The organism is Lentibacter sp. (assembly GCF_965657785.1).
GTDB lineage: Bacteria > Pseudomonadota > Alphaproteobacteria > Rhodobacterales > Rhodobacteraceae > Lentibacter.
The window spans coordinates 142,381-161,487 of record NZ_CBFHPP010000001.1; the positions used below are offsets into that span (position 1 = coordinate 142,381).

General features: G+C 59.6%; 20 protein-coding genes. 7 read left to right on the top strand and 13 right to left on the bottom strand.

Annotated features, from left to right (window positions below):
• Positions 1 to 15: 15 nt before the first annotated feature.
• Both trpE and ACTF58_RS00720 read left to right on the top strand, forming a co-directional pair.
• Positions 16 to 1,527, top strand: a complete 1,512-nt coding sequence (trpE, locus tag ACTF58_RS00715) for an anthranilate synthase component I (protein ID WP_438990040.1) — start codon at positions 16 to 18, stop codon at positions 1,525 to 1,527.
• 123 nt (positions 1,528 to 1,650) lie between these two features.
• A complete protein-coding gene (locus ACTF58_RS00720) occupies positions 1,651 to 2,205 on the top strand; it encodes a pseudouridine synthase (protein WP_438990041.1) in 555 nt (184 codons plus the stop codon).
• A gap of 6 nt (positions 2,206 to 2,211) precedes the next feature.
• Here ACTF58_RS00720 and ACTF58_RS00725 read toward each other — a convergent pair whose 3' ends face one another.
• Positions 2,212 to 3,630 (bottom strand): divergent polysaccharide deacetylase family protein, encoded by a 1,419-nt coding sequence (locus tag ACTF58_RS00725; RefSeq protein ID WP_438990042.1) that lies wholly within the window; start codon positions 3,628 to 3,630, stop codon positions 2,212 to 2,214.
• 125 nt (positions 3,631 to 3,755) lie between these two features.
• On the opposite strand from ACTF58_RS00725, the gene ACTF58_RS00730 reads away from it, so the two are divergent.
• The 5 genes from ACTF58_RS00730 to ACTF58_RS00750 are packed head-to-tail and all read left to right on the top strand — an operon-like array spanning position 3,756 to position 7,810.
• Positions 3,756 to 4,337 carry an anthranilate synthase component II gene (locus tag ACTF58_RS00730; RefSeq protein WP_438990043.1) on the top strand — a complete coding sequence of 194 codons (582 nt, stop codon included), beginning with the start codon at positions 3,756 to 3,758 and terminating at the stop codon, positions 4,335 to 4,337.
• On the top strand, positions 4,334 to 5,356 hold the full coding sequence (gene trpD, locus ACTF58_RS00735) for an anthranilate phosphoribosyltransferase (RefSeq protein WP_438990044.1): 1,023 nt from the start codon (positions 4,334 to 4,336) through the stop codon (positions 5,354 to 5,356). Before ACTF58_RS00730 ends, trpD begins: the two co-directional genes overlap by 4 nt.
• Complete coding sequence (trpC, locus tag ACTF58_RS00740) at positions 5,353 to 6,165, top strand: indole-3-glycerol phosphate synthase TrpC (RefSeq protein ID WP_438990045.1); 813 nt, start codon at positions 5,353 to 5,355, stop codon at positions 6,163 to 6,165. The genes trpD and trpC overlap by 4 nt, the downstream gene beginning before the upstream one ends.
• Complete coding sequence (moaC, locus tag ACTF58_RS00745; protein ID WP_089890837.1) at positions 6,165 to 6,641, top strand: cyclic pyranopterin monophosphate synthase MoaC; 477 nt, start codon at positions 6,165 to 6,167, stop codon at positions 6,639 to 6,641. The genes trpC and moaC overlap by 1 nt, the downstream gene beginning before the upstream one ends.
• Entirely contained in the window at positions 6,638 to 7,810 is a 1,173-nt protein-coding gene (locus tag ACTF58_RS00750) for a molybdopterin molybdotransferase MoeA (RefSeq protein WP_438990046.1), read from the top strand. Before moaC ends, ACTF58_RS00750 begins: the two co-directional genes overlap by 4 nt.
• On the opposite strand, the gene lpxB is transcribed toward ACTF58_RS00750, so the two are convergent.
• From lpxB to frr, 12 genes are all read right to left on the bottom strand, one after another.
• Entirely contained in the window at positions 7,807 to 8,949 is a 1,143-nt protein-coding gene (gene lpxB / locus ACTF58_RS00755) for a lipid-A-disaccharide synthase (RefSeq protein WP_438990047.1), read from the bottom strand. The two genes, ACTF58_RS00750 and lpxB, sit on opposite strands and share 4 nt — an antisense overlap.
• On the bottom strand, positions 8,937 to 9,719 hold the full coding sequence (locus ACTF58_RS00760; protein WP_438990048.1) for an LpxI family protein: 783 nt from the start codon (positions 9,717 to 9,719) through the stop codon (positions 8,937 to 8,939). Before ACTF58_RS00760 ends, lpxB begins: the two co-directional genes overlap by 13 nt.
• Position 9,720: 1 nt before the next feature.
• Positions 9,721 to 10,509, bottom strand: coding sequence for an acyl-ACP--UDP-N-acetylglucosamine O-acyltransferase (gene lpxA / locus ACTF58_RS00765; RefSeq protein WP_438990049.1), 789 nt, complete (start codon positions 10,507 to 10,509; stop codon positions 9,721 to 9,723).
• The gene (gene fabZ, locus ACTF58_RS00770; protein WP_298803244.1) at positions 10,506 to 10,979 is read right to left on the bottom strand and encodes a 3-hydroxyacyl-ACP dehydratase FabZ; all 474 of its coding nucleotides are present in this window, start codon (positions 10,977 to 10,979) and stop codon (positions 10,506 to 10,508) included. Before fabZ ends, lpxA begins: the two co-directional genes overlap by 4 nt.
• A gap of 78 nt (positions 10,980 to 11,057) precedes the next feature.
• Positions 11,058 to 11,639: an OmpH family outer membrane protein gene (locus tag ACTF58_RS00775; protein ID WP_438990050.1), complete on the bottom strand. Its 582-nt coding sequence runs from the start codon at positions 11,637 to 11,639 to the stop codon at positions 11,058 to 11,060.
• 1 nt (position 11,640) lies between these two features.
• Complete coding sequence (gene bamA, locus ACTF58_RS00780; RefSeq protein ID WP_438990051.1) at positions 11,641 to 14,043, bottom strand: outer membrane protein assembly factor BamA; 2,403 nt, start codon at positions 14,041 to 14,043, stop codon at positions 11,641 to 11,643.
• Positions 14,044 to 14,168: 125 nt separating this feature from the next.
• The gene (locus tag ACTF58_RS00785) at positions 14,169 to 14,300 is read right to left on the bottom strand and encodes a hypothetical protein (protein WP_438990052.1); all 132 of its coding nucleotides are present in this window, start codon (positions 14,298 to 14,300) and stop codon (positions 14,169 to 14,171) included.
• A 100-nt stretch (positions 14,301 to 14,400) separates the two neighbouring features.
• Positions 14,401 to 15,723 (bottom strand): RIP metalloprotease RseP, encoded by a 1,323-nt coding sequence (rseP, locus tag ACTF58_RS00790; protein WP_438990132.1) that lies wholly within the window; start codon positions 15,721 to 15,723, stop codon positions 14,401 to 14,403.
• A 30-nt stretch (positions 15,724 to 15,753) separates the two neighbouring features.
• Complete coding sequence (dxr, locus tag ACTF58_RS00795; RefSeq protein ID WP_438990053.1) at positions 15,754 to 16,920, bottom strand: 1-deoxy-D-xylulose-5-phosphate reductoisomerase; 1,167 nt, start codon at positions 16,918 to 16,920, stop codon at positions 15,754 to 15,756.
• Entirely contained in the window at positions 16,917 to 17,720 is an 804-nt protein-coding gene (locus tag ACTF58_RS00800; RefSeq protein WP_438990054.1) for a phosphatidate cytidylyltransferase, read from the bottom strand. The genes dxr and ACTF58_RS00800 overlap by 4 nt, the downstream gene beginning before the upstream one ends.
• Positions 17,717 to 18,442 carry a polyprenyl diphosphate synthase gene (gene uppS, locus ACTF58_RS00805; RefSeq protein WP_438990055.1) on the bottom strand — a complete coding sequence of 242 codons (726 nt, stop codon included), beginning with the start codon at positions 18,440 to 18,442 and terminating at the stop codon, positions 17,717 to 17,719. The genes ACTF58_RS00800 and uppS overlap by 4 nt, the downstream gene beginning before the upstream one ends.
• Before the next feature lie 36 nt (positions 18,443 to 18,478).
• Complete coding sequence (gene frr, locus ACTF58_RS00810; RefSeq protein WP_438990056.1) at positions 18,479 to 19,042, bottom strand: ribosome recycling factor; 564 nt, start codon at positions 19,040 to 19,042, stop codon at positions 18,479 to 18,481.
• Positions 19,043 to 19,107: the final 65 nt, after the last annotated feature.

Below are 19,107 nucleotides of genomic sequence, written 5' to 3' on the forward strand. Positions count from 1 at the left end.
ACAAAGGCAGATCCCGTGGAGCTGACCCCCTCTTTCACACATTTCGAGCAGGGCTTTTCTGCGGGCCAAAACCAGCTCGTCTACACCCGTCTTGCCGCCGATCTTGATACGCCTGTCTCGCTGATGCTCAAGCTCACAGGGGCGGCCAAAAACGCCTTTATGCTTGAATCCGTCACAGGCGGCGAAGTGCGGGGGCGCTATTCCATCATCGGGATGAAGCCTGACCTTGTCTGGCAATGTTACGGCACAACAAGCCGCCTCAACCGTCAGGCGCGGTTTGATGAAAGCGCCTTTGAAGAGCAGTCAGGCGACCCGCTTGCCAATCTGCGCGCGCTGCTCTGCGAAAGCCGGATCGAGATGCCCGAAGATTTGCCCGCCGCCTCGGCAGGCCTCTTTGGCTACCTCGGCTATGACATGATCCGCCTTGTCGAGCATCTGCCCAATGTTCCTGAAGATAGGCTTGGCTTGCCCGATGCCGTGCTCCTGCGCCCCACGGTGACGGCCGTTCTGGATGGCGTCAAAGGTGAGGTGATTGTCGTGGCCCCAGCCTGGGCCTCTGACGGGCTGTCTGCGCGCGCCGCCTATGCCCAAGCCGCCGAGCGGGTGATGGACGCCGTGCGCGATCTTGAGCGCGCCCTGCCCCAACAAGCCCGCGATCTGGGAGACGCCCAGGACGACAGCGAGCCCACCAGCAATTTCACCCGCGACGGCTATAAAGCGGCTGTCGAAAAAGCCAAAGACTACATCCGCGCAGGCGATATCTTCCAAGTCGTCCCAAGCCAGCGTTGGTCACAGCCCTTCCGCCAGCCGCCCTTCGCGCTCTACCGCTCGTTGCGCCGCACCAATCCGTCGCCGTTTATGTTTTACTTCAACTTCGGCGGGTTTCAGGTCGTCGGGGCCTCGCCCGAAATCCTCGTGCGCGTCTTTGGCAACGAGGTCACAATCCGCCCGATCGCAGGCACGCGTCCGCGCGGCGCGACCCCCGAAGAGGATAAGGCGCTTGAGCTTGACCTCCTTGCCGATCAAAAAGAGCTCGCCGAGCACCTGATGCTGCTCGATCTCGGTCGAAATGACACCGCCCGCGTGTCCAAAATCGGCACAGTGCGCCCGACCGAAGAATTCATCATCGAACGCTACAGCCATGTCATGCACATTGTCTCCAACGTGGTGGGCGAGCTTGCGCCCGAGCATGACGCCCTCTCCGCCCTGCTTTCGGGCCTGCCTGCAGGCACCGTCTCGGGCGCGCCCAAAGTGCGCGCTATGGAGATCATCGACGAGCTCGAGCCCGAAAAGCGCGGCATCTATGGCGGCGGCGTCGGTTATTTCGCCGCCAATGGCGATATGGATGTCTGTATCGCCCTGCGCACCGCCCTCGTCAAAGATGAAACACTCTATATTCAGGCGGGCGGCGGCGTGGTCTATGACAGTGACCCGGAGGCCGAATATATGGAAACCCTGCACAAATCAGGCGCAATCCGCCGCGCCGCCGCCGATGCAGCCCGCTTCACAGGCAATGGGAACGCCTGAAATGCCGTCTCTCCCCCTCTGGCCCTCACTTCTTCCTCTTTCTGAAAATATCCCGGGGGTTTGGGGGCAGCGCCCCCAACAGATCGGATTTTCGCAAAGCGAAAATTCGACCCAAGAGCAGCCATGAGCCGCCTTATCCTGTTCAACAAGCCTTTTGGCGTCCTGAGCCAGTTCACGGACAAAGGCACCGAAGGATCTGCGCGCGCCACGCTCTCTGATTTCATCACCGAAAAGGGCGTCTACCCCGCAGGTCGCCTTGATCGCGACAGCGAAGGGCTTTTGCTCCTTACGGATGATGGCAGGCTGCAAGCAAAGCTCTCAAATCCGAAATTCAAAGAACCCAAAACCTACCTCGTCCAAGTCGAAGGCACGCCCGATGACGCCGCCCTTGAGGCGCTCTCCCAAGGTATCACGCTCAAAGACGGCCCCACCAAGCCCGCCAAAGCTCGCCGCGTGGCACAGCCACTCTGGCTCTGGCCGCGCACCCCGCCGATCCGTGTGCGCAAATCCATTCCCGACACATGGATAGAACTCACCCTGCGCGAGGGCCGCAACCGTCAGGTCCGCCGGATGACAGCCCATGTCGGACACCCGACCCTGCGCCTCATTCGCGTCAGCATCGGGCCGCACAGCCTTGAGGGTATAGCCCCAGGCGCATGGACAAAGCTCGACGTTTAATCATGCCTAAGGCGTCTTGAGCAAACCGCTCACAGGCGCAAGCTCAAGCCGGTCGCCCCGCTCCTGCAAGCCCCAGAGCAAAAGCGCGCTGATCGTATCGGCGCGCAACCGCCCGACCATCACAACGCCGCCCTCGGCCTCCGCCTTTAATGCGGCATGGCTCAAGAAACGCTTGATCGTGCTGGCATTCTGCCCCTTGCTGTCAAAGTCGCGAAAGACTGTCGCCGAAGGCACGCCCTCTTTGGCCGCCACTTTCTGCGCTGTGTTCAGCCCCTTGGGGAACAAAAGCATCCCGTGGCCGCTGTCCGCCAGATAGGCACTCACCTGTGCAATCACTTCACGGCTGTCTTGCAAAGCAGCGTCTGGCGTCTCCATAATCGCCACCGCCTCTGGCAGCTTGTCCAGCAAAACAGGCATCGACACTTCCACATCAGACGCGCGCGCGCCGCGTGGCAGATTGACCATCGCAAGCACTTCAAATCCAGCGGAACGATAGGTCTTCATAGCCGCCTCGGCACCGCTCCATGAGGTGTCCACCGCAAAGCTCAGCGGATATGGAAAGGTGCTCAGCGCCTCAACGCCAATCTCGCTCGTGCCATCATCAATCAGCACAATCGCCATCTGCGGCACGCCCTCGGTGGGCACAAACGGCGCCGCAAAGCGCTCAATCGGTGGCAAGTCGTTAATATCAACCGTCCCGCTGACCTCGGCGTCAGCCCCTGCCGCCGCATCGCTCTGCCCGCTGCCCATGCTTGGCAAGCGGCTGGAGGAGCCATCGCCCAAAGTGCGCGCAGGCGTTCCGATACTCACGCGCGCAGTCTCAACAGGGCTTTCGGCCCCATTCGTCGGCTCAGGCGCGCGCCCGCCCTCGTCTTCCTCGGGCAAGCTCGGGATCGTTAGGGTGATCTCTTCGCGGTCTTCGTCAGGCACAGGCGCAGGCTGCGGTTCGGCTTCCGGAACAGGTTCAGCCACGCTCGGGGCTTGCGGCTCGGCTGTCTCGGTTGACACCGCCAGATCGCTTTCGGCCTCAGGCGCCATCGGGGCCTCCAAAACACTTTGCGCGGCAACAGGCTGGTCGGTTTCAGCGCGCTGCTCAGGGGCCACGCCCTGATCAGGCGCGTCCAAAGCGGCCGTGGCCAGTTCGGCGTCGGGTTTGGCGGCAGTTTGCGTGTCAGTCGCCGTCAGGCTCTCCGGTTCAGGCGCAGTGGCCGAGGGCGCTTGGCCCATCACAGGTGCGCTCTCCTCGACTGTCACATCAGGAACCGCCACAGGTGATGTCTTAGCCTGCGGTATAGCGTCAGCTTCCTGCGCCGCTTTCACAGGAGCACTTTCGGGCGGCAAGTCTGTCGCCAAAGACAGCGCCCCCACGCCCACACCCGCCACCAGCGTTCCAACGATCACACCACTCAGAAATCCGCGTGCCACTCAACTCACCTCTGATTTATCTGCCTCATCGGGCCTCTGCCCCTTGACGCTCCGCTCTAACCCTGACCATTTATACCGCGACCTTAGGGTGAGCCTCCAGCCCTTTCCTAACTGCGAATGACAAGATGCTGCTACTGATAGATAATTACGACAGTTTCACCTATAATTTGGTGCATTATTGTGGCGAATTGGGCGCAGATGTCCATGTTGCGCGCAACGATGCGCTCACGGTGGCCGAGGCTTTGGCCCTTGCGCCCTCCGCAATCCTTGTCTCACCGGGGCCAAAAGACCCCGCCCAAGCCGGTATTTGCCTTGAGCTGACACGCGCCGCCTCCAAGGCCCGCATCCCGCTCATGGGGGTTTGCCTCGGGCATCAAACCATCGGCGAGGCCTTCGGGGGCAAGGTCGTGCGCTGCCACGAGATTGTGCATGGCAAAATGGGCACAATTCATCACGAGGGCAAAAGCGTTTTCGCAGGCCTGCCCTCGCCCTTTGAGGCCACACGCTATCACTCGCTGGTGGTTGAGCGCGACAGCCTGCCTGACTGCCTTGAGGTCACAGCCGAGCTGTCTGACGGAACCATCATGGGCCTCGCCCACCGCGAGCTGCCAGTGCATGGCGTCCAGTTTCACCCCGAATCAATCCGCTCTGAACACGGGCACAAGATGTTGAAAACATTCCTTGATATGGCAAAGGAGCCGGCATGAGCCACATCCTCAAACCCCTGATCGGGGCCGCGGCCGAGCGTCCGCTCAGCCGTGCTGAAGCCGAAACGGCCTTCACCGAGCTCTTCAATGGCGAGGCCACCCCAGCCCAGATCGGCGGCTTTCTCATGGCCCTGCGCACCCGCGGCGAAACAGTCGAAGAGTTCGCCGCCGCCGCCGCCGTCATGCGCTCCAAATGCCACGCCGTCAAAGCCCCCGAAGGCGCAATGGATATCGTCGGCACAGGCGGCGACGGTAAAGGCACGCTTAATATCTCAACCGCGACCGCCTTTGTTGTGGCGGGCGCTGGCGTGCCTGTGGCCAAACACGGCAACCGCAACCTGAGTTCCAAATCAGGCGCAGCCGATGCGCTCGGCGAACTTGGCATCAATGTCATGATCGGCGCAGACCTCGTTGAAAAAGCGCTGCAAAGCTGCGGCATATGTTTCATGATGGCCCCCATGCACCACCCTGCCATGGCCCATGTCGGCCCGGCCCGTGCCGAGCTTGGAACCCGCACCATCTTCAATATTCTCGGCCCGCTGACAAACCCCGCAGGCGTCAAGCGCCAGCTCACAGGCGCATTCAGCCGCGATCTCATCCGCCCTATGGCCGAAACGCTCGGCCAGCTCGGCAGCGAACGCGCTTGGCTTGTCCACGGCTCTGACGGAACCGACGAGCTGACCATCACAGGCGTCTCATGGATCGCCGCCCTCAACGAGGACGGCAGCATCACCGAGCAAGAGCTGCACCCCGAGGAAGCGGGTCTGCCCGTGCATCCCTTTGAAGACATCATCGGAGGCACACCATCAGAGAATGCCACCGCCTTTCGCGCCCTGCTGGCAGGGGAGGCTTCGGCCTACCGCGACGCCGTCTTGCTGAACTCTGCCGCCGCCCTTCACGTGGCTGGCAAAGCTGATACACTGCGCGCAGGCGTCGAAATGGCGCGCGACAGTATCGACAGTGGCCGCGCGGCGCAGAAAACCGCCGCCCTTGCCAAATTCACATCGGAGGCCTCATGAGCGCGACCATTCTAGACAAAATCAAAGCCTACAAGCTTGAAGAAATCGCCGCAGACAAAGCGACAGTGCCTCTGGAGGCCGTCGAGGCCGCTGCCTCCGCAGCCGCCCCTGTGCGCCCTTTTGCAGACGCGCTTTTTGAAGCAAGCAAAGCAGGCTATGGCCTGATCGCTGAAATCAAAAAGGCCAGCCCGTCCAAGGGCCTCATCCGCGCCGATTTTGACCCCGCCGCCCTCGCTCAAGCCTATGAAGCAGGCGGCGCAACCTGCCTCTCCGTGCTCACCGACACACCAAGCTTTCAAGGCGACAAAAGCTTTCTTACAGCGGCCCGTGACGCCTGTCGCCTGCCCGCGCTGCGCAAAGACTTCATGTATGACACCTATCAAGTCGCCGAAGCCCGCGCTTTGGGGGCAGATTGTATCCTGATCATCATGGCCTCTGTTTCTGATGCCCAAGCCCAAGAGCTTGAAGAGGCTGCAAGCCAATGGGGCATGGATGCGCTGCTGGAGGTCCATGATGCCGAGGAACTGGAACGCGCCAGTGCGCTCAAGTCACGTATGATCGGGATAAACAACCGCAATCTCAATACCTTCGAGACCTCTCTTGATGTCACGCGCACACTTTCAAAGCGCGTTCCGGCAGACCGCATGATCGTCTGCGAAAGCGGCCTTTTCACGCCCGAAGACCTCGCCGACATCGCCCGCTACGGCGCGCGCAGCTTCCTGATCGGCGAAAGCCTGATGCGTCAGGAGGATGTCGAAGCCGCCACGCGCACGCTTCTGGCAAACCCCTTCAGTGCGGCAGGTGCCTGATGTCAGGCCTCACCCATTTTGACGCCACAGGCAACGCCCATATGGTCGATGTGTCTGACAAAGCTGTGACCTCTCGTGTCGCTACAGCCAAGGGCCATATCCGTATGGCTCCCGAAACCCTCGCCATGATCACAGAGAACCGCGCCAAGAAGGGCGATGTTCTCGCTGTGGCACAGCTCGCAGGCATCATGGGGGCCAAAGAAACGGCCCGCCTTATCCCCCTCTGTCATCCCCTGCCCATCACAAAAGTCGCGCTCACCCTTGAGCCAGACGAAAGCCTCCCGGGCGTGCAGATCACAGCCACAGTTAAAACCACGGGCCAGACAGGTGTCGAAATGGAAGCGCTCACAGCCGTCTCTGTGGCCGCACTGACGGTCTATGACATGGTCAAAGCCGTCGACAAGGCGATGGAGATCGGGGCAACCCGCGTTGTGTTGAAAGACGGCGGTAAATCAGGACGTTATGAAGAAAAATGATCTCAGTTGAAGAGGCCCTCGACCAGTTATTCGCCCTTGCCCGCCCTGTGGAAACAGAGCTTTGCCCCCTGACTGAGGCGTCAGGCCGTGTGCTGGCGCGCCGGGTAGCCGCCAAGCTCACACAGCCGCCGTTTGCGGCCTCTTCCATGGACGGTTACGCGCTCAATTCCGTTGAGGCCGATTTGCACGCCCAATTTGTGGTCATCGGAGAAGCCGCTGCAGGCCACGGATTTTCAGGCCGTGTCGGCGCGGGCCAAGCGGTGCGCATCTTCACGGGCGCGCCCGTGCCCGAAGGGGCCAATTGCGTTGTGATTCAGGAAGAGGTTGAGCGCCGCGGCAAGCTGATCACGCTGCTCACCGACGACACCAGCAAGCCTAACATCCGCCCCGCAGGCCAAGACTTCGCCCTTGGCGACGAGATGAGCGCGCCGCGCTTGCTCACCCCCTCCGATATCGCCCTCGCCGCCTCGATGAACCACGCCGAGCTGCCCGTCTACAAGCGCCCCGTGGTGGCCCTTGTCTCGACAGGTGACGAGCTGGTGCAGCCCGGCGAGACGCCCGCAGAGGGCCAGATCATCGCCTCCAACACCTATGGCCTCAAAGCCCTGCTTGAAGCTCACGGCGCAGAGGCGCGCATCCTGCCGATTGCGCGTGACACCCGTTCAAGCCTTGAGACGGTCTTTGCGCTCTGCGACGGCGCTGATCTCATTGTCACAATCGGCGGGGCCTCCGTCGGCGATCATGATATCGTCGCCGATGTGGCCGCACGCCTTGGCCTCAACCAGAGCTTTTACAAAGTCGCGATGCGCCCCGGAAAGCCCCTCATGGCGGGCCAAATGGGCGACGCTGTGATGATCGGCCTCCCCGGAAACCCGGTGTCTGCCATGGTTTGTGGTCATGTCTTCTTGCTGCCTGTCTTGCGGGCCATGACAGGTCTTGGCGCAGCACCCGCCGAGCGTTTCACAGCCGAGCTGTCCGAGCCCCTGCCCGCCAATGGCCCACGCGAGCACTATATGCGCGCCTGCGTCACCAAGGGCCAGCTTCGCGCCGAAACCCGTCAGGATTCGGCCCTTCTCTCGGTCTTGGCCTCAGCCAACGCGCTCTTGATCCGCCCGCCCCATGACGGCGCGCGCGAAGTCGGGGAAAGCGTCTCCTATATCCGCCTCTAACAGAGCAGCGCCTTGGCCGCACGCAAGCCCGGGTCTTCCCCGTCCCCGCCGAGCCGCTCCATCGTCAGCCGCATCGCCTCAGCCTGCGCCTCAGGCGCGCGCAAGACCTCAAGCACCGCCTCGGTCAGCCCCTCAGACGTGCAGGCCTTGCCGATCCGCTCAGGCACACTGCGGGTCTCGCTCACAAGGTTCACAAGCGTGACCGTGTCAATAAGGAGCATCCGCGCCATAATCATACGGCTCAGCCACGCCATATCATAGCCAATCACCATAGGTGTTTTCGCCGCTGCCAGCTCAAGCGAAACCGTCCCCGACGCGGCCAGCGCCACATCCGCCGTAGCAAAAGCCGCGCGCTTCTCGGTCGCGTCTTTTGGCGTCACAAAACGCGTCTCCGCTGGAAACAGCTCTTGATGCTCGGCCATAAACCCGCGCACCCCATCCGCCACCACAACAACAGCTCGCATCCCTGCACGCTTGGCCAAAACCGCGCGCGCCGCCGCGCCAAAGCGTTCCGAGAGCCGCTTCACCTCGCCCAAACGCGAGCCAGGCAGAAGCAAAAGCAAAGGCGCATCACCAAGACCATGCGCTGCCCGAAACGTCGCGATGTCGAGATCCGTCGCCTCAGGCTCCGCCACCACAGGATGGCCGACAAACGCGGCCTCCATCCCTGCGGCCTGCATAAGCTCAGGCTCAAAAGGCAACAAAGTCAAAACCTTATCGGTAAAGCGCGCAAGCTTTGCGGCGCGCCTGGGGCGCCATGCCCAAACAGAAGGTGCCACATAATGCACCGTCCTGATCGCCCGATTGGCCGCGCGCACCTCTTTTGCCACACGCTTGCAAAAATCGGGGCTATCAATGGTCAGCAAAATATCAGGCTCAAACGCCAGCGCTGCCGCCACAGTCTCGTCTTTGCGCCGCAGCAGCGCGCGATATTTTGGCAAAACTTCCGCCAGCCCCATGACACTCAGCTCATCCATAGGGAACAGAGAGACCAGCCCCTCGGCCGCCATCAGCGGCCCGCCAACGCCCGCAAACTCAACGTCAGGCAAAAGGCGTTTCAGCCCGAGCATCACAGATTGGCCAAGCTTGTCGCCAGAGGCTTCGCCCGCCACGATAAAGATACGCTTCACACCAGCCATAAAAACAGCCCCGCGCGGTCAAGCGTCTCAATCACCTGGTCCTGCTCCAGAACAATCACGCCCCCCGCCTCCAGAATGATCCCGTCAAAGCCAGCCGCCACAACGGCCGCAGCCGTCGCCAGCCCAATCGTGGGCAAATCGACACGCCGGTCCTGATTGGGCTTTGGTGCCTTATAAAGCACAGCCCCCTTGCCCTCGCCGTGCCGCGAAAAACGCGCAAGCAGCGCATCTGTGCCGCTCACATCCTCTTGGGCCAAAACATCTTGGCCCCGCAAAACACAGGCCTGCCCCAGATCGGCCTGCCCCATGGCCGCCAACAGACTGCGCCCAAGTGCAGGCAAGCCCTGATGCGCCTCTTGTGGCTGGCTCCGGGTCGCAACCCCTGCCGCCATGGTCAGCCCCGCCAATAGCTCATGCGCAGCGCGCACATCAAACCCCTTCGCCTCAAACAGCGAGACAACGACGCGCAGCGCCCCGTCATCGCCAAGCCTCAAAGCGCGCAAAAACCTCGGCACCAGCGGCAGCGTTTTGAAATCAAGCTGGCGAAGGCGCAGCCGTGGCCGATCAATCGCGCCACAAAAACAGACCTGCGTCACACCACGCGTCTGCAATGCGCCTAGAAATGTCCCCAAAGTCTCAAGCCGAAATGTGAGGTCAACAGAAAGGGCATCTGGCGCAAAGCCCTCCAAAGCGCAAATGAGAGGCCGCTCGCGTTGCGCATCAGCAATCGCCTTGGGCAATGCCCCGCGCCCTGCGATCAGCGCCAGCACGTCAGTTCCCTGGCGTGAGAAAAGAGCGGTCGCTCGCGCCTGTCACAAAGCCGACGATCTGCTGCACATAGTCGCTTTCGCTATCCTCGCCCAAGCGTCGCGCACGCTCCTGAAACGTGCCTTCGCCCTGCGCCAGCATCTGAAACGCCGCCCGAAGCGCCGTAATATCGGCCCGCGCCACACCGCGTCGCTTGAGGCCCACAAGGTTCAGCCCGTCAAGCTCTCCGCGCGGCCCCTGCACAAGCCCATGCGGGATCACATCATTGGTCACCATGCTCAAAGCGCCAATGATGGCCCCCTGACCAATGCGCACAAACTGGTGAATGCCACAAAGCCCCCCGATGATCACATCATTTTCAATCACACAATGCCCCGCCACAGCCGAGGAATTGACCACAATCACACGGTCCCCGACATGGGCGTCATGTGCGATATGACAGCCCGCCATAAACAGCCCGTCATCTCCAATCTGCGTCAGCCCGCCGCCGCCCTCGGTGCCGCAGTTGATGGTGACGTGTTCGCGAATACGGTTGCGCGCCCCGATTTTCAGCGCGGTCTTCTCGCCCTTAAACTTTAGGTCTTGCGGCACTTCCCCGATCACCGAAAAAGGAAACACAACGGTGCCTTCGCCAATCTCGGTCTGCCCTGTCACAACAACATGGCTCTTGATATGCACATTGGCGCCCAAGACCACATCAGCGCCGATCAGCGAAAACGGCCCGATGATACAGCCCTCGCCAATCTGGGCGCCCTCTTCGACAATGGCACTGGGGTGAATATCGCGGCTCACTCTGCGGCCACCTTCGGCAGATCCATCATCGCGGTAAACTCGACTTCGCAGGCCATCTCGCCCTCAACTGTCGCAACCCCGCCAAAGCGCCAGACTTTGGCACCGGGTTTGCCGCGCAATGTGGTCAGCTGCATTTCAAGCACATCGCCCGGAACAACCATGCGGCGGAATTTGCACTTCTCGATCGCCATGAAATAGACCAACAGCTCTTTATCCGCCATATCAAGCGCAACGCCCACCATAACAGCCGCCGTCTGCGCCATAGCTTCGACAATTGTCACACCGGGCATAATCGGCTTGCCCGGAAAATGGCCCTGAAAATGCGGCTCGTTCATGCTCACATTCTTGATGCCACGGGCTGATTCTGTGCCGATAATGTCTTCCACACGGTCCACCAACAAAAACGGATAGCGGTGCGGAATAATCCGCTGGATAAGGCCGATATCGGCGCGCAGAACCTCGGTTGTCATTGGTATTCCTTCCAGTCAATCTGCACTCTCAGTAGCAAGAGCGCCGTCGCGAAACAAGCGGCGCAGGCCAGAGCCGCATTATTCCTCTTTCGGGGCCGCCTCGGCTTTGCCAAGCATTTCGCCACGCCCGATCGCCTCGTCAATCTTGCGCACAGCGTCATTGGTAATATCAATCGCGCTATCGCGCAAAATCACCGCCCGCATATCCAACAAAACATTTGCGCCCCGCTCATTCATCAGCTCGACAAGAACGCCCTGAGCTGTCGCCAAAAAACGCTGCTCCGCTGAGGTGCGCTTGTCCTCAAGAGCGCGGGCACGGTCTTGGCGCTCGCGGCGAATGGCCTGAACTTTCTTGTCAAAGGCCTCCGCCGCATCCCGAAAGTCAACCGGCGCCATGCTCGGGCGCTTTTCGGTCAGCTCTTTCTCTTCGGCGCGCAATTCCTCTTCAAGTCGGCGGTTGTTGGCCGACAGCTCAACGGCTTCGGCCTCGAGGGCCTGCGAAATATTCTGGCCAAAAAGGGTCTCTGCAAAAAGCCTGTTGGGATCAACAATCACAACTTCGGCCCGTGGTGCGCTCAACCCTTGAGCAAAAACGCCCGCCGCCCAAAGACATAGTCCAAGGGCGAGCGGAAAGACATATGATCTGAGCGGCGCAGCCATCCTAGAACTCGGTTGAGATCGTAAACTCAAAGCTCTGGTCTTTGTCCTGCACTTCTTTTTCCAGAGCCTTGCTCCAGTTCAGACGCATCGGGCCAATCGGCGTCACCCAAAAGACAGAGATACCAGCCACATGGCGGACCGATCCGCTCTCATAATGCGTAACGCCAGGGGTAGAACTAACCTGATCAAGCCCCCAAACATTGCCGATGTCATAAAAGACGCCGCCCGTGATCCCGTATTCCTCAGGCAAGCCCAGCGGGAAAAGCGCCTCAAACTTGGCCGAAACAAAGTAATTGCCGCCCAAAGCGTCGTTCATGTTTGCACCAGCGTTATAATCCCGTGGGCCAATCCCGTCGGGTGCAAAACCGCGAATGATATCCTCGTCAAACAGCCAGCGGTCTGTCGCGCGACTACCAGGGCCAGAGAAGTTCACAGCCCCGCCCGCAATCGTGGCCCGCAGGGTGATTTCATCGCTCAAGATACGGGTCTGAGCCACCATTTTGGCTTTAGACTTCACAAATGTATCGTCGCCGCCCAAGCCGCCGAAATCCTGACTTACGACAAAACGCAGCCCCTCATTGTCATCCAGCGAGGTTTTGCGCGAGTCCCATGAATAGGTATACCCAACAGAGCTTTGCTTGCGCCGCCCCTGAGCGATCTCCGCTGACAGAACATCTCCCACACAGAGAAACAGGTTGCTACAAGTGCTCGGCGCAGGCCCCGACAAAACAGTCGTATTATCCACCGTCATCTTGGTCGCATCAAACTTGTAGTTCACCCCGAGCCGCGCGCGCTCCCCGAGCGCAAACTCAAGACCCGTTGCAAAGTTTCCCTTGTCGGTGTTGTAATTCGAATTTGCGGCCGTTGTTTCCACAAGCCCAATATCAAAGAAAAACTTCACATCCCGCCCAAGGAAAGCCGGCTCTTCAAAGTAAAGCCCGTAGTTGGTGTTATCCGTCGCGCCCGAAGCCCGAAAGCGCACGGTCTGACCGCGGCCAAGGAAGTTCGTCTCCGTATATTGCGCCACGAGGCCAAAGCCGTTGTCGGTCGAAAATGTTCCGCCAAAATTAAGCGAGCCGGTCGGCTTTTCTTGCACATCCACGTCAACAATCACGCTGTTGGGCGTCGAGCCTTCCCGCGCATTGACTTGAGCGTCGCCAAAGAAACCAAGCGCGCGGATCCGCTCCGCACTCTCGCGGATTTCGCGCGGGTTAAACGGGTCGCCCTCCGCCACGCGGAACTGGCGGCGCACCACGCGGTCAAGCGTAGTCGCATTGCCCTCAATGTCGATCCGCTCGACAAAAATACGCTCACCGCGCCCCAGAACAAACTCGATATCCAGCGTAAGATCGCGATCATTGCGCGTGATCCGTGGCTCAACGCGCAAGAACGGCTGGCCATTGCGGATTGCCAGACGTTCCATCCGTGCAATCGCGTTTTCCACTGAGGCTGGCGAGTAAACATCGCCAGAGCGCAGCTTGACGGTCTCCTGATAGTCGTCGCTATCGACCTCGGCCATTTCGCTCACAGTTGTAATCTCGCCAAAGGCAAACTGCTGGCCCTCTTCAAGCGTAAACGTTAGAAAATACCCGTCACGCTCGCGCGCAAGCTCGGCATTCACCGAGGTTGTGCGAAAATCGACATACCCGCGTGACAAATAGAAATCGCGCAAGACTTGTTGGTCAAATTGCAGACGATCCTCAACAAAAGTGTCCTTGCGAATAAAGGCGCGCAGAACGCCGGCCTGCTTGCTCTCCAGAACACGGCGCAGACGTCGGTCAGAGAAAACTTGGTTGCCCACAAAGCCGATCCGCGAGACTTCTGTGTTACCGCCTTCAAATATCTCAAACACAAGATCGACGCGGTTGTCGCTGCGGCGGATGATCTGAGGGGTGATTTTGGCCGCCAAACGGCCATTCTCGGCATAGGCCTCCGTCAGCGTGGCCGCATCCCGCTCGGCTTGTGTCGGGCTAAAGACAAGGCGTGGTCTCAGCTTGATAAAGCGAGACAGCTCGTCATCCTTCAGGCGCTGGTTGCCTTCAAAACTGATGCGATTGATGGTCGGGAATTCCTCAACCACAATCACAAGTGTGCCACCTTTGGGTTCGATCACAACAGTTTCAAACAGCCCCGACGCCAAAATCCGCTGATAGGCCTCATTTAAATCGCCAGCAGACACGGCCTGCCCCCGAGCGATTCCCGCATAGGTCAGGATCGTGTCTGTTTCGATCCGCTTGTTGCCTTCAACAGCGACCGAATTAAAACTGTAATTTTGCGCGTCAACACGCATGACACCCCAGACAAAAACCATTGAAAACATGGCGCAAGCCAGTATTTTCAGCGCTTTGCCAATGGTGTGGTTTGATCCTCTGCGCGCGGCGCGCTTCGTGACACTGCTTGTCATATTCTCATTTCCAGTCAGACACCCCTATCCTGACTGACTAATCGCATTGGCAATTGATGTCAAAACGAGAAGCGCCCCGAAAGGGGCGCGCAAAAGCTATCGTGTGCGGTCAAGGCCCAAACCCCTTAAAGAAACAAGCTGCCGATCCATGCGCCCGCAAACAGCGCAACCGTGATCGTCGCAAGATACAAAAGGCGGTCCCAGTTCAAATCCCAAAGCAGATGCAGCCCGCGATAACCTTTTTCAATCGTATCCATACCCATACTCCACTCTTACAGGCTCAGCCTGACAAAGCATTGTGTAGGAAGCGCGGCACAATTGTGGCATTTCTGGGGCAGCGCCCCGTTTTGAAACCGATCAGCAGAAAATATCGTTCCAAAGGGCAAAGACCATCACGCTCAAAACAAGGGCAATCCCCATGCTCATCAAAACCTGCATCACCCTGTCACTCGGCTTTTTGCGCATCACGGCCTCATAGCCATAAAACATCAGGTGCCCGCCATCGAGCATGGGAATGGGCAACAAATTCAGAAAGCCCACAGCCGTCGATAAGAGTGCAAGAAACCCGATAAATTCGGCAAGCCCCTGCTCCGCTTGGGCTTTTGAGGCCCGCGCAATGCCGATGGCGCCCGACATATTGCAGGAGCTGATCTTGCCAAATGCCAGATGATACAGCCCCGAAATAGACCGCGTCACAACACTATAGGTCTGCTCGGCGCCCAGCCCCACAGCCTCAAACACTCCCGGGCGCTCGGTCTCTGCTTCAAAGAAGGTCGAGCTGAAAATGCCGATGAGAAACCGCTTTTCAAAGCCGTTGTCCGCCGTTGGCACATCGCGAAGCTCGGGTTGGATGACAAATTCCTTTTCCGCCCCGTCGCGCCAGACATTGAGCCTGACAGGCGCGCCTTCAGCGGCCTTCACAACAGACACAAGCTGCATAAAACTGCTCAGGTCTTGCCCGTCCGCGCGCAAGATCACATCGCCCTCCATCAGGCCCGCCGCCTCGCCCGCCGAGCGCGGCTGCACGCCCCCGATCCGCGCGGGGCTATACTGCGGCCCCTGCACGATCAGCGTATCGGTGCCGCGTTTCACGGTGTAATCAAGCAAGAGCCCGTCTGGCAGCGCATCAAAATAGGCGCGGCTCGGCTCTTCGGGAAAGGGTGTGCCCGCAATTGCCACGATCTGATCCCCCGCTTCAATCGTCACACCCTCATAGGGCATCGGATGGAGCGTCGAAATCTTGGGGGGCGAAGACATCATGCCAAGCGACAGCAAAAGCCCCGCAAACACCGCGATCGAGAAGATAAAGTTAAACACAGGCCCCGCCAAAACAGTCGCAGCCCGCGCCCAAAGCGGCGCGCCATGCATGGTGTGGCGCAGCTGCTCCACAGGCATAGCCTCCATAGCCTCGCCATCCTTACCGCTCGCCGCATTGGCATCACCCATAAATTTGACATAGCCCCCAAACGGGATCGCCGCGATCTGCCAGACGGTGCCATGTTTGTCTTCGCGTGCAATAAGCACCGGCCCAAAGCCGATTGAGAAAACCTCAGCCTTGATCCCCGACCAACGCCCGACAATATAATGGCCGTATTCATGCACCCCCACGATGATCGACAAAGCAACGACAAAAGAAATGAGAGTGAGGATTACATTGCCAAATTCTGGCAGAAGGGTCATAAAATCCAAAGGGTTACCTGTCTTTCTGTCTTATTTCGGTGTCACGCTTTGCGCGGTGCTCTGCCCTAAATGGGCTGCTCGGCGCAGGGTATCAAGGGTCATTGGCGCATCGATCAGGCTATCGTCAGGCAAGAGCTGGTCCAAAGTGGCCCGCACCACATCTGCCATGTCGGTAAAGCCGATCTGCCCCGCCAAGAACCTGTCCAACGCCATATCTTTGGCAGCGTTAAACACTGCCCCGCTCAGCCCGCCGCGCGCCATAACCTCATAGGCCAGCCCCAAAGCTGGGTAGCGCTGCGGGTCAGGCTCGCTAAACTCAAGCTGCCCAATGCGCGCCAGATCAAGCCGCTCCACAGGCAGCTTCGCACGCACGGGATAATGCAGCGCATAGCCAATCGCATGGCGCATATCGGGCGGCCCGACATGAGCCATCAGCCCGCCATCCTGAAACCCGACCAGCGCATGAACAAGCGACTGCGGGTGCACCAGCACCTCGATTTTTTCAGGTTCAATACCAAAATACTCACGTGTTTCAATGAGTTCCAAGGCTTTGTTAAACATAGACGCGCTGTCAATCGTGATCCGCTGGCCCATGTCCCAGTTGGGATGGCTGCTGGCCTGCGAGACACTCGCGCTTGCAAGCCGCGCAAGCGGCCAGTCGCGAAATGCGCCGCCGGAGGCCGTGATAATCACCCGCTCGACAGCCGCCATATCCTCGCCCACCAGCGCCTGAAACACAGCCGAATGCTCGCTGTCCACAGGCAGAACCTGTGCCCCGTGGCGCTCGGCTGTCTCCATCAAAAGCTTGCCCGCGCTCACCAGCGATTCCTTGTTGGCCAGCGCCAGAGTGGCGCCCTGCTCAAGCGCCTTCAGCCCAGGTTCCAGCCCAGCCGCGCCCACAATCGCACTCATCACCCAGTCCACAGGCCGCGCCGCCGCCTCAATCAGCGCCACCTGCCCCGCAGCGGCCTCTGTCTGGCTCCCCGCCAACGCCGCACGCAAGTCAGGCAAGCGCGCCTCATCGGCAATCACAGCCACATCCGCGCCAAACCTGCGCGCATCTGCCGCCAGCTGCGCCACATTGCTCCCGCCCGTCAAAGCCACAACTTCATAGGCCTCAGGCGCGCGCCCGATCAGATCAAGCGTCGATTGCCCGATAGAGCCTGTGGCCCCGAAAATAGAAATCCTGCGCCTCACCCCAGAAGCCCTGCCACTGTCAGCACAGGGAAAAAGACCAGCGCCGCGCCGATCATCCCGTCAAAGCGGTCCAAAACGCCGCCATGCCCGGGGATCAGAGAAGAGCTGTCTTTGATACCGGCCTTGCGCTTCAAAGCGCTCTCGACAATATCGCCCATCTGCGCCGCAAAAGCCAAAATTACCGAGAACAGGACAGGCGAAATAGGCCAATCGAGTCCCCCCGCCAACAGCCTGTCGCCGAGCAGCCAGCCCAAAAGCGCAGCCCCTGCCCAGCCCGCAACCGTGCCGGACCATGTTTTCTTGGGGCTGACCTTGGGCCAGAACTTCGGCCCGCCCAAAACGCGCCCCGCAAAATACCCCATGACATCAGAGGCAATCACAACCCCGATCACCCAGATCAGAACCACCATTCCGAAAAGATCGCGAATGCCATAAAGCGCCAGACCCGCGATCATGCAAAAAAACGCATAAAATGCGAGACGATGCCGCAAGCGCGCCGCCAAAGCCCAAACAGCGCCCGCAACCGCGCCCAGAAGAACAAACCCCAAGGGCGCGCCGATCCACTCGGCCGCAATCAGAGCCACGCCGCCCGCAATCGGCAGCGCCACATCGCGCAAAGGCCCGCGCACAGCGCCGCCAAGCCGCGCCGCCTCCCAGACCATGCCCGCCGAGATCAGCGCCAGAAGCGCCAAAAACCAAGGGCCGCCAAGCCAGATATCTACGCTCGCCACAACAGCCATCACAGCCGCCGATATCAGCCTCAAACGCAGATCTCCCCACTTGCCCGCCTCGATTTTCATGCCACAACCCCTCCAAAGCGCCGCTCGCGCTTGCCATAGTTGTTGACCAGCCCCGCAAAAATTTCAGGGCTGAAATCAGGCCAGAGCGTGTCAATAAATTCATATTCCGCATAGGCCGACTGCCAGAGCAAAAAGTTCGAAATCCGCGCCTCGCCGCTGGTGCGAATGACAAGGTCCGGATCAGGCAAAACGTATGTATCCAAATACTTTGGAAGCGTTTCCTCATCCACTTTTTCCGGGTCAAGCCGCCCCGCCGCCACATCCTGCGCCAACCGCTTTGTGGCGCGGCTCACTTCGTCGCGCCCGCCGTAATTGAGCGCAATGGTCAGATGCACCTTCTCGTTCTCGCAGGTCAAAAGCTCAAGCTCGTCCATCAAGCTGACCAACTTATCATCAAGCCGCACACGGTCGCCAATAAAGCGTACCCGCACACCCTCGTCTTTCAAGGCTCGCGCTTCTTTTGAAATATAGCGCCGAAACAGCCCCATAAGCCCTGCCACCTCCACTTGCGTGCGCTTCCAGTTTTCGGTCGAAAAAGCAAAAATCGTCAGATACTTCACGCCCAAATCAGGGCAGGCTTCTACAATCTCGCGCACCCGTTTTGCGCCGGCGTGATGGCCAAAAAGCCGTGGCCGCCCGCGCGATTGCGCCCAGCGGCCATTGCCATCCATAATAATCGCAACATGGCGCGGCCCCGCGCCCTTATCGAATTCACTCGTCAAATCTGGCTCCTTAAGTCACATAATAAAAAGGGAACCTTACACCTGCATGATTTCCGCTTGCTTACTTTCCAGAGCCGCATCGAGCGCTTTGATGTGTTTATCGGTCAAAGTTTGCACTTCGTCTTCCCAGAACTTCTGGTCATCTTCCGAAATGCCGTCGGCCTTGGCCTTTTTCACTTGGTCCATACCGTCGCGGCGAATATTGCGCACAGCGACGCGCGCGTGTTCGGCATATTGCGCCGCAACACGGGTCAGCTCGCGGCGGCGTTCTTCGTTCAGCTCGGGGATCGGCAACATAACAATGGTGCCGTTGGTCTGCGGGTTGATTCCGAGGCCCGAGTTCATGATCGCCTTTTCCACAGCCTGAACCATGGATTTATCCCACACATTGATCGTGACCATGCGCGGCTCGGGCACGTTCACTGTGCCAAGCTGGTTGATCGGCGTCTGGTTGCCATAGGCCTCCACCACAATCGGCTCAAGCATACTCGCCGAGGCGCGCCCCGTCCTCAGAGAGGCAAATTCGGTCCGCAAATTGGCCATCGCCCCGTCCATACGGCGCTCCAGCTCGTCGGTATCCAGCATAAAATCGTCTGACATGGGCCTCAAACTCCTGTTCGTCTCTTTTGGCTTTCAGCCAGTTTACAGTGTCCCGCGCAGGCTTA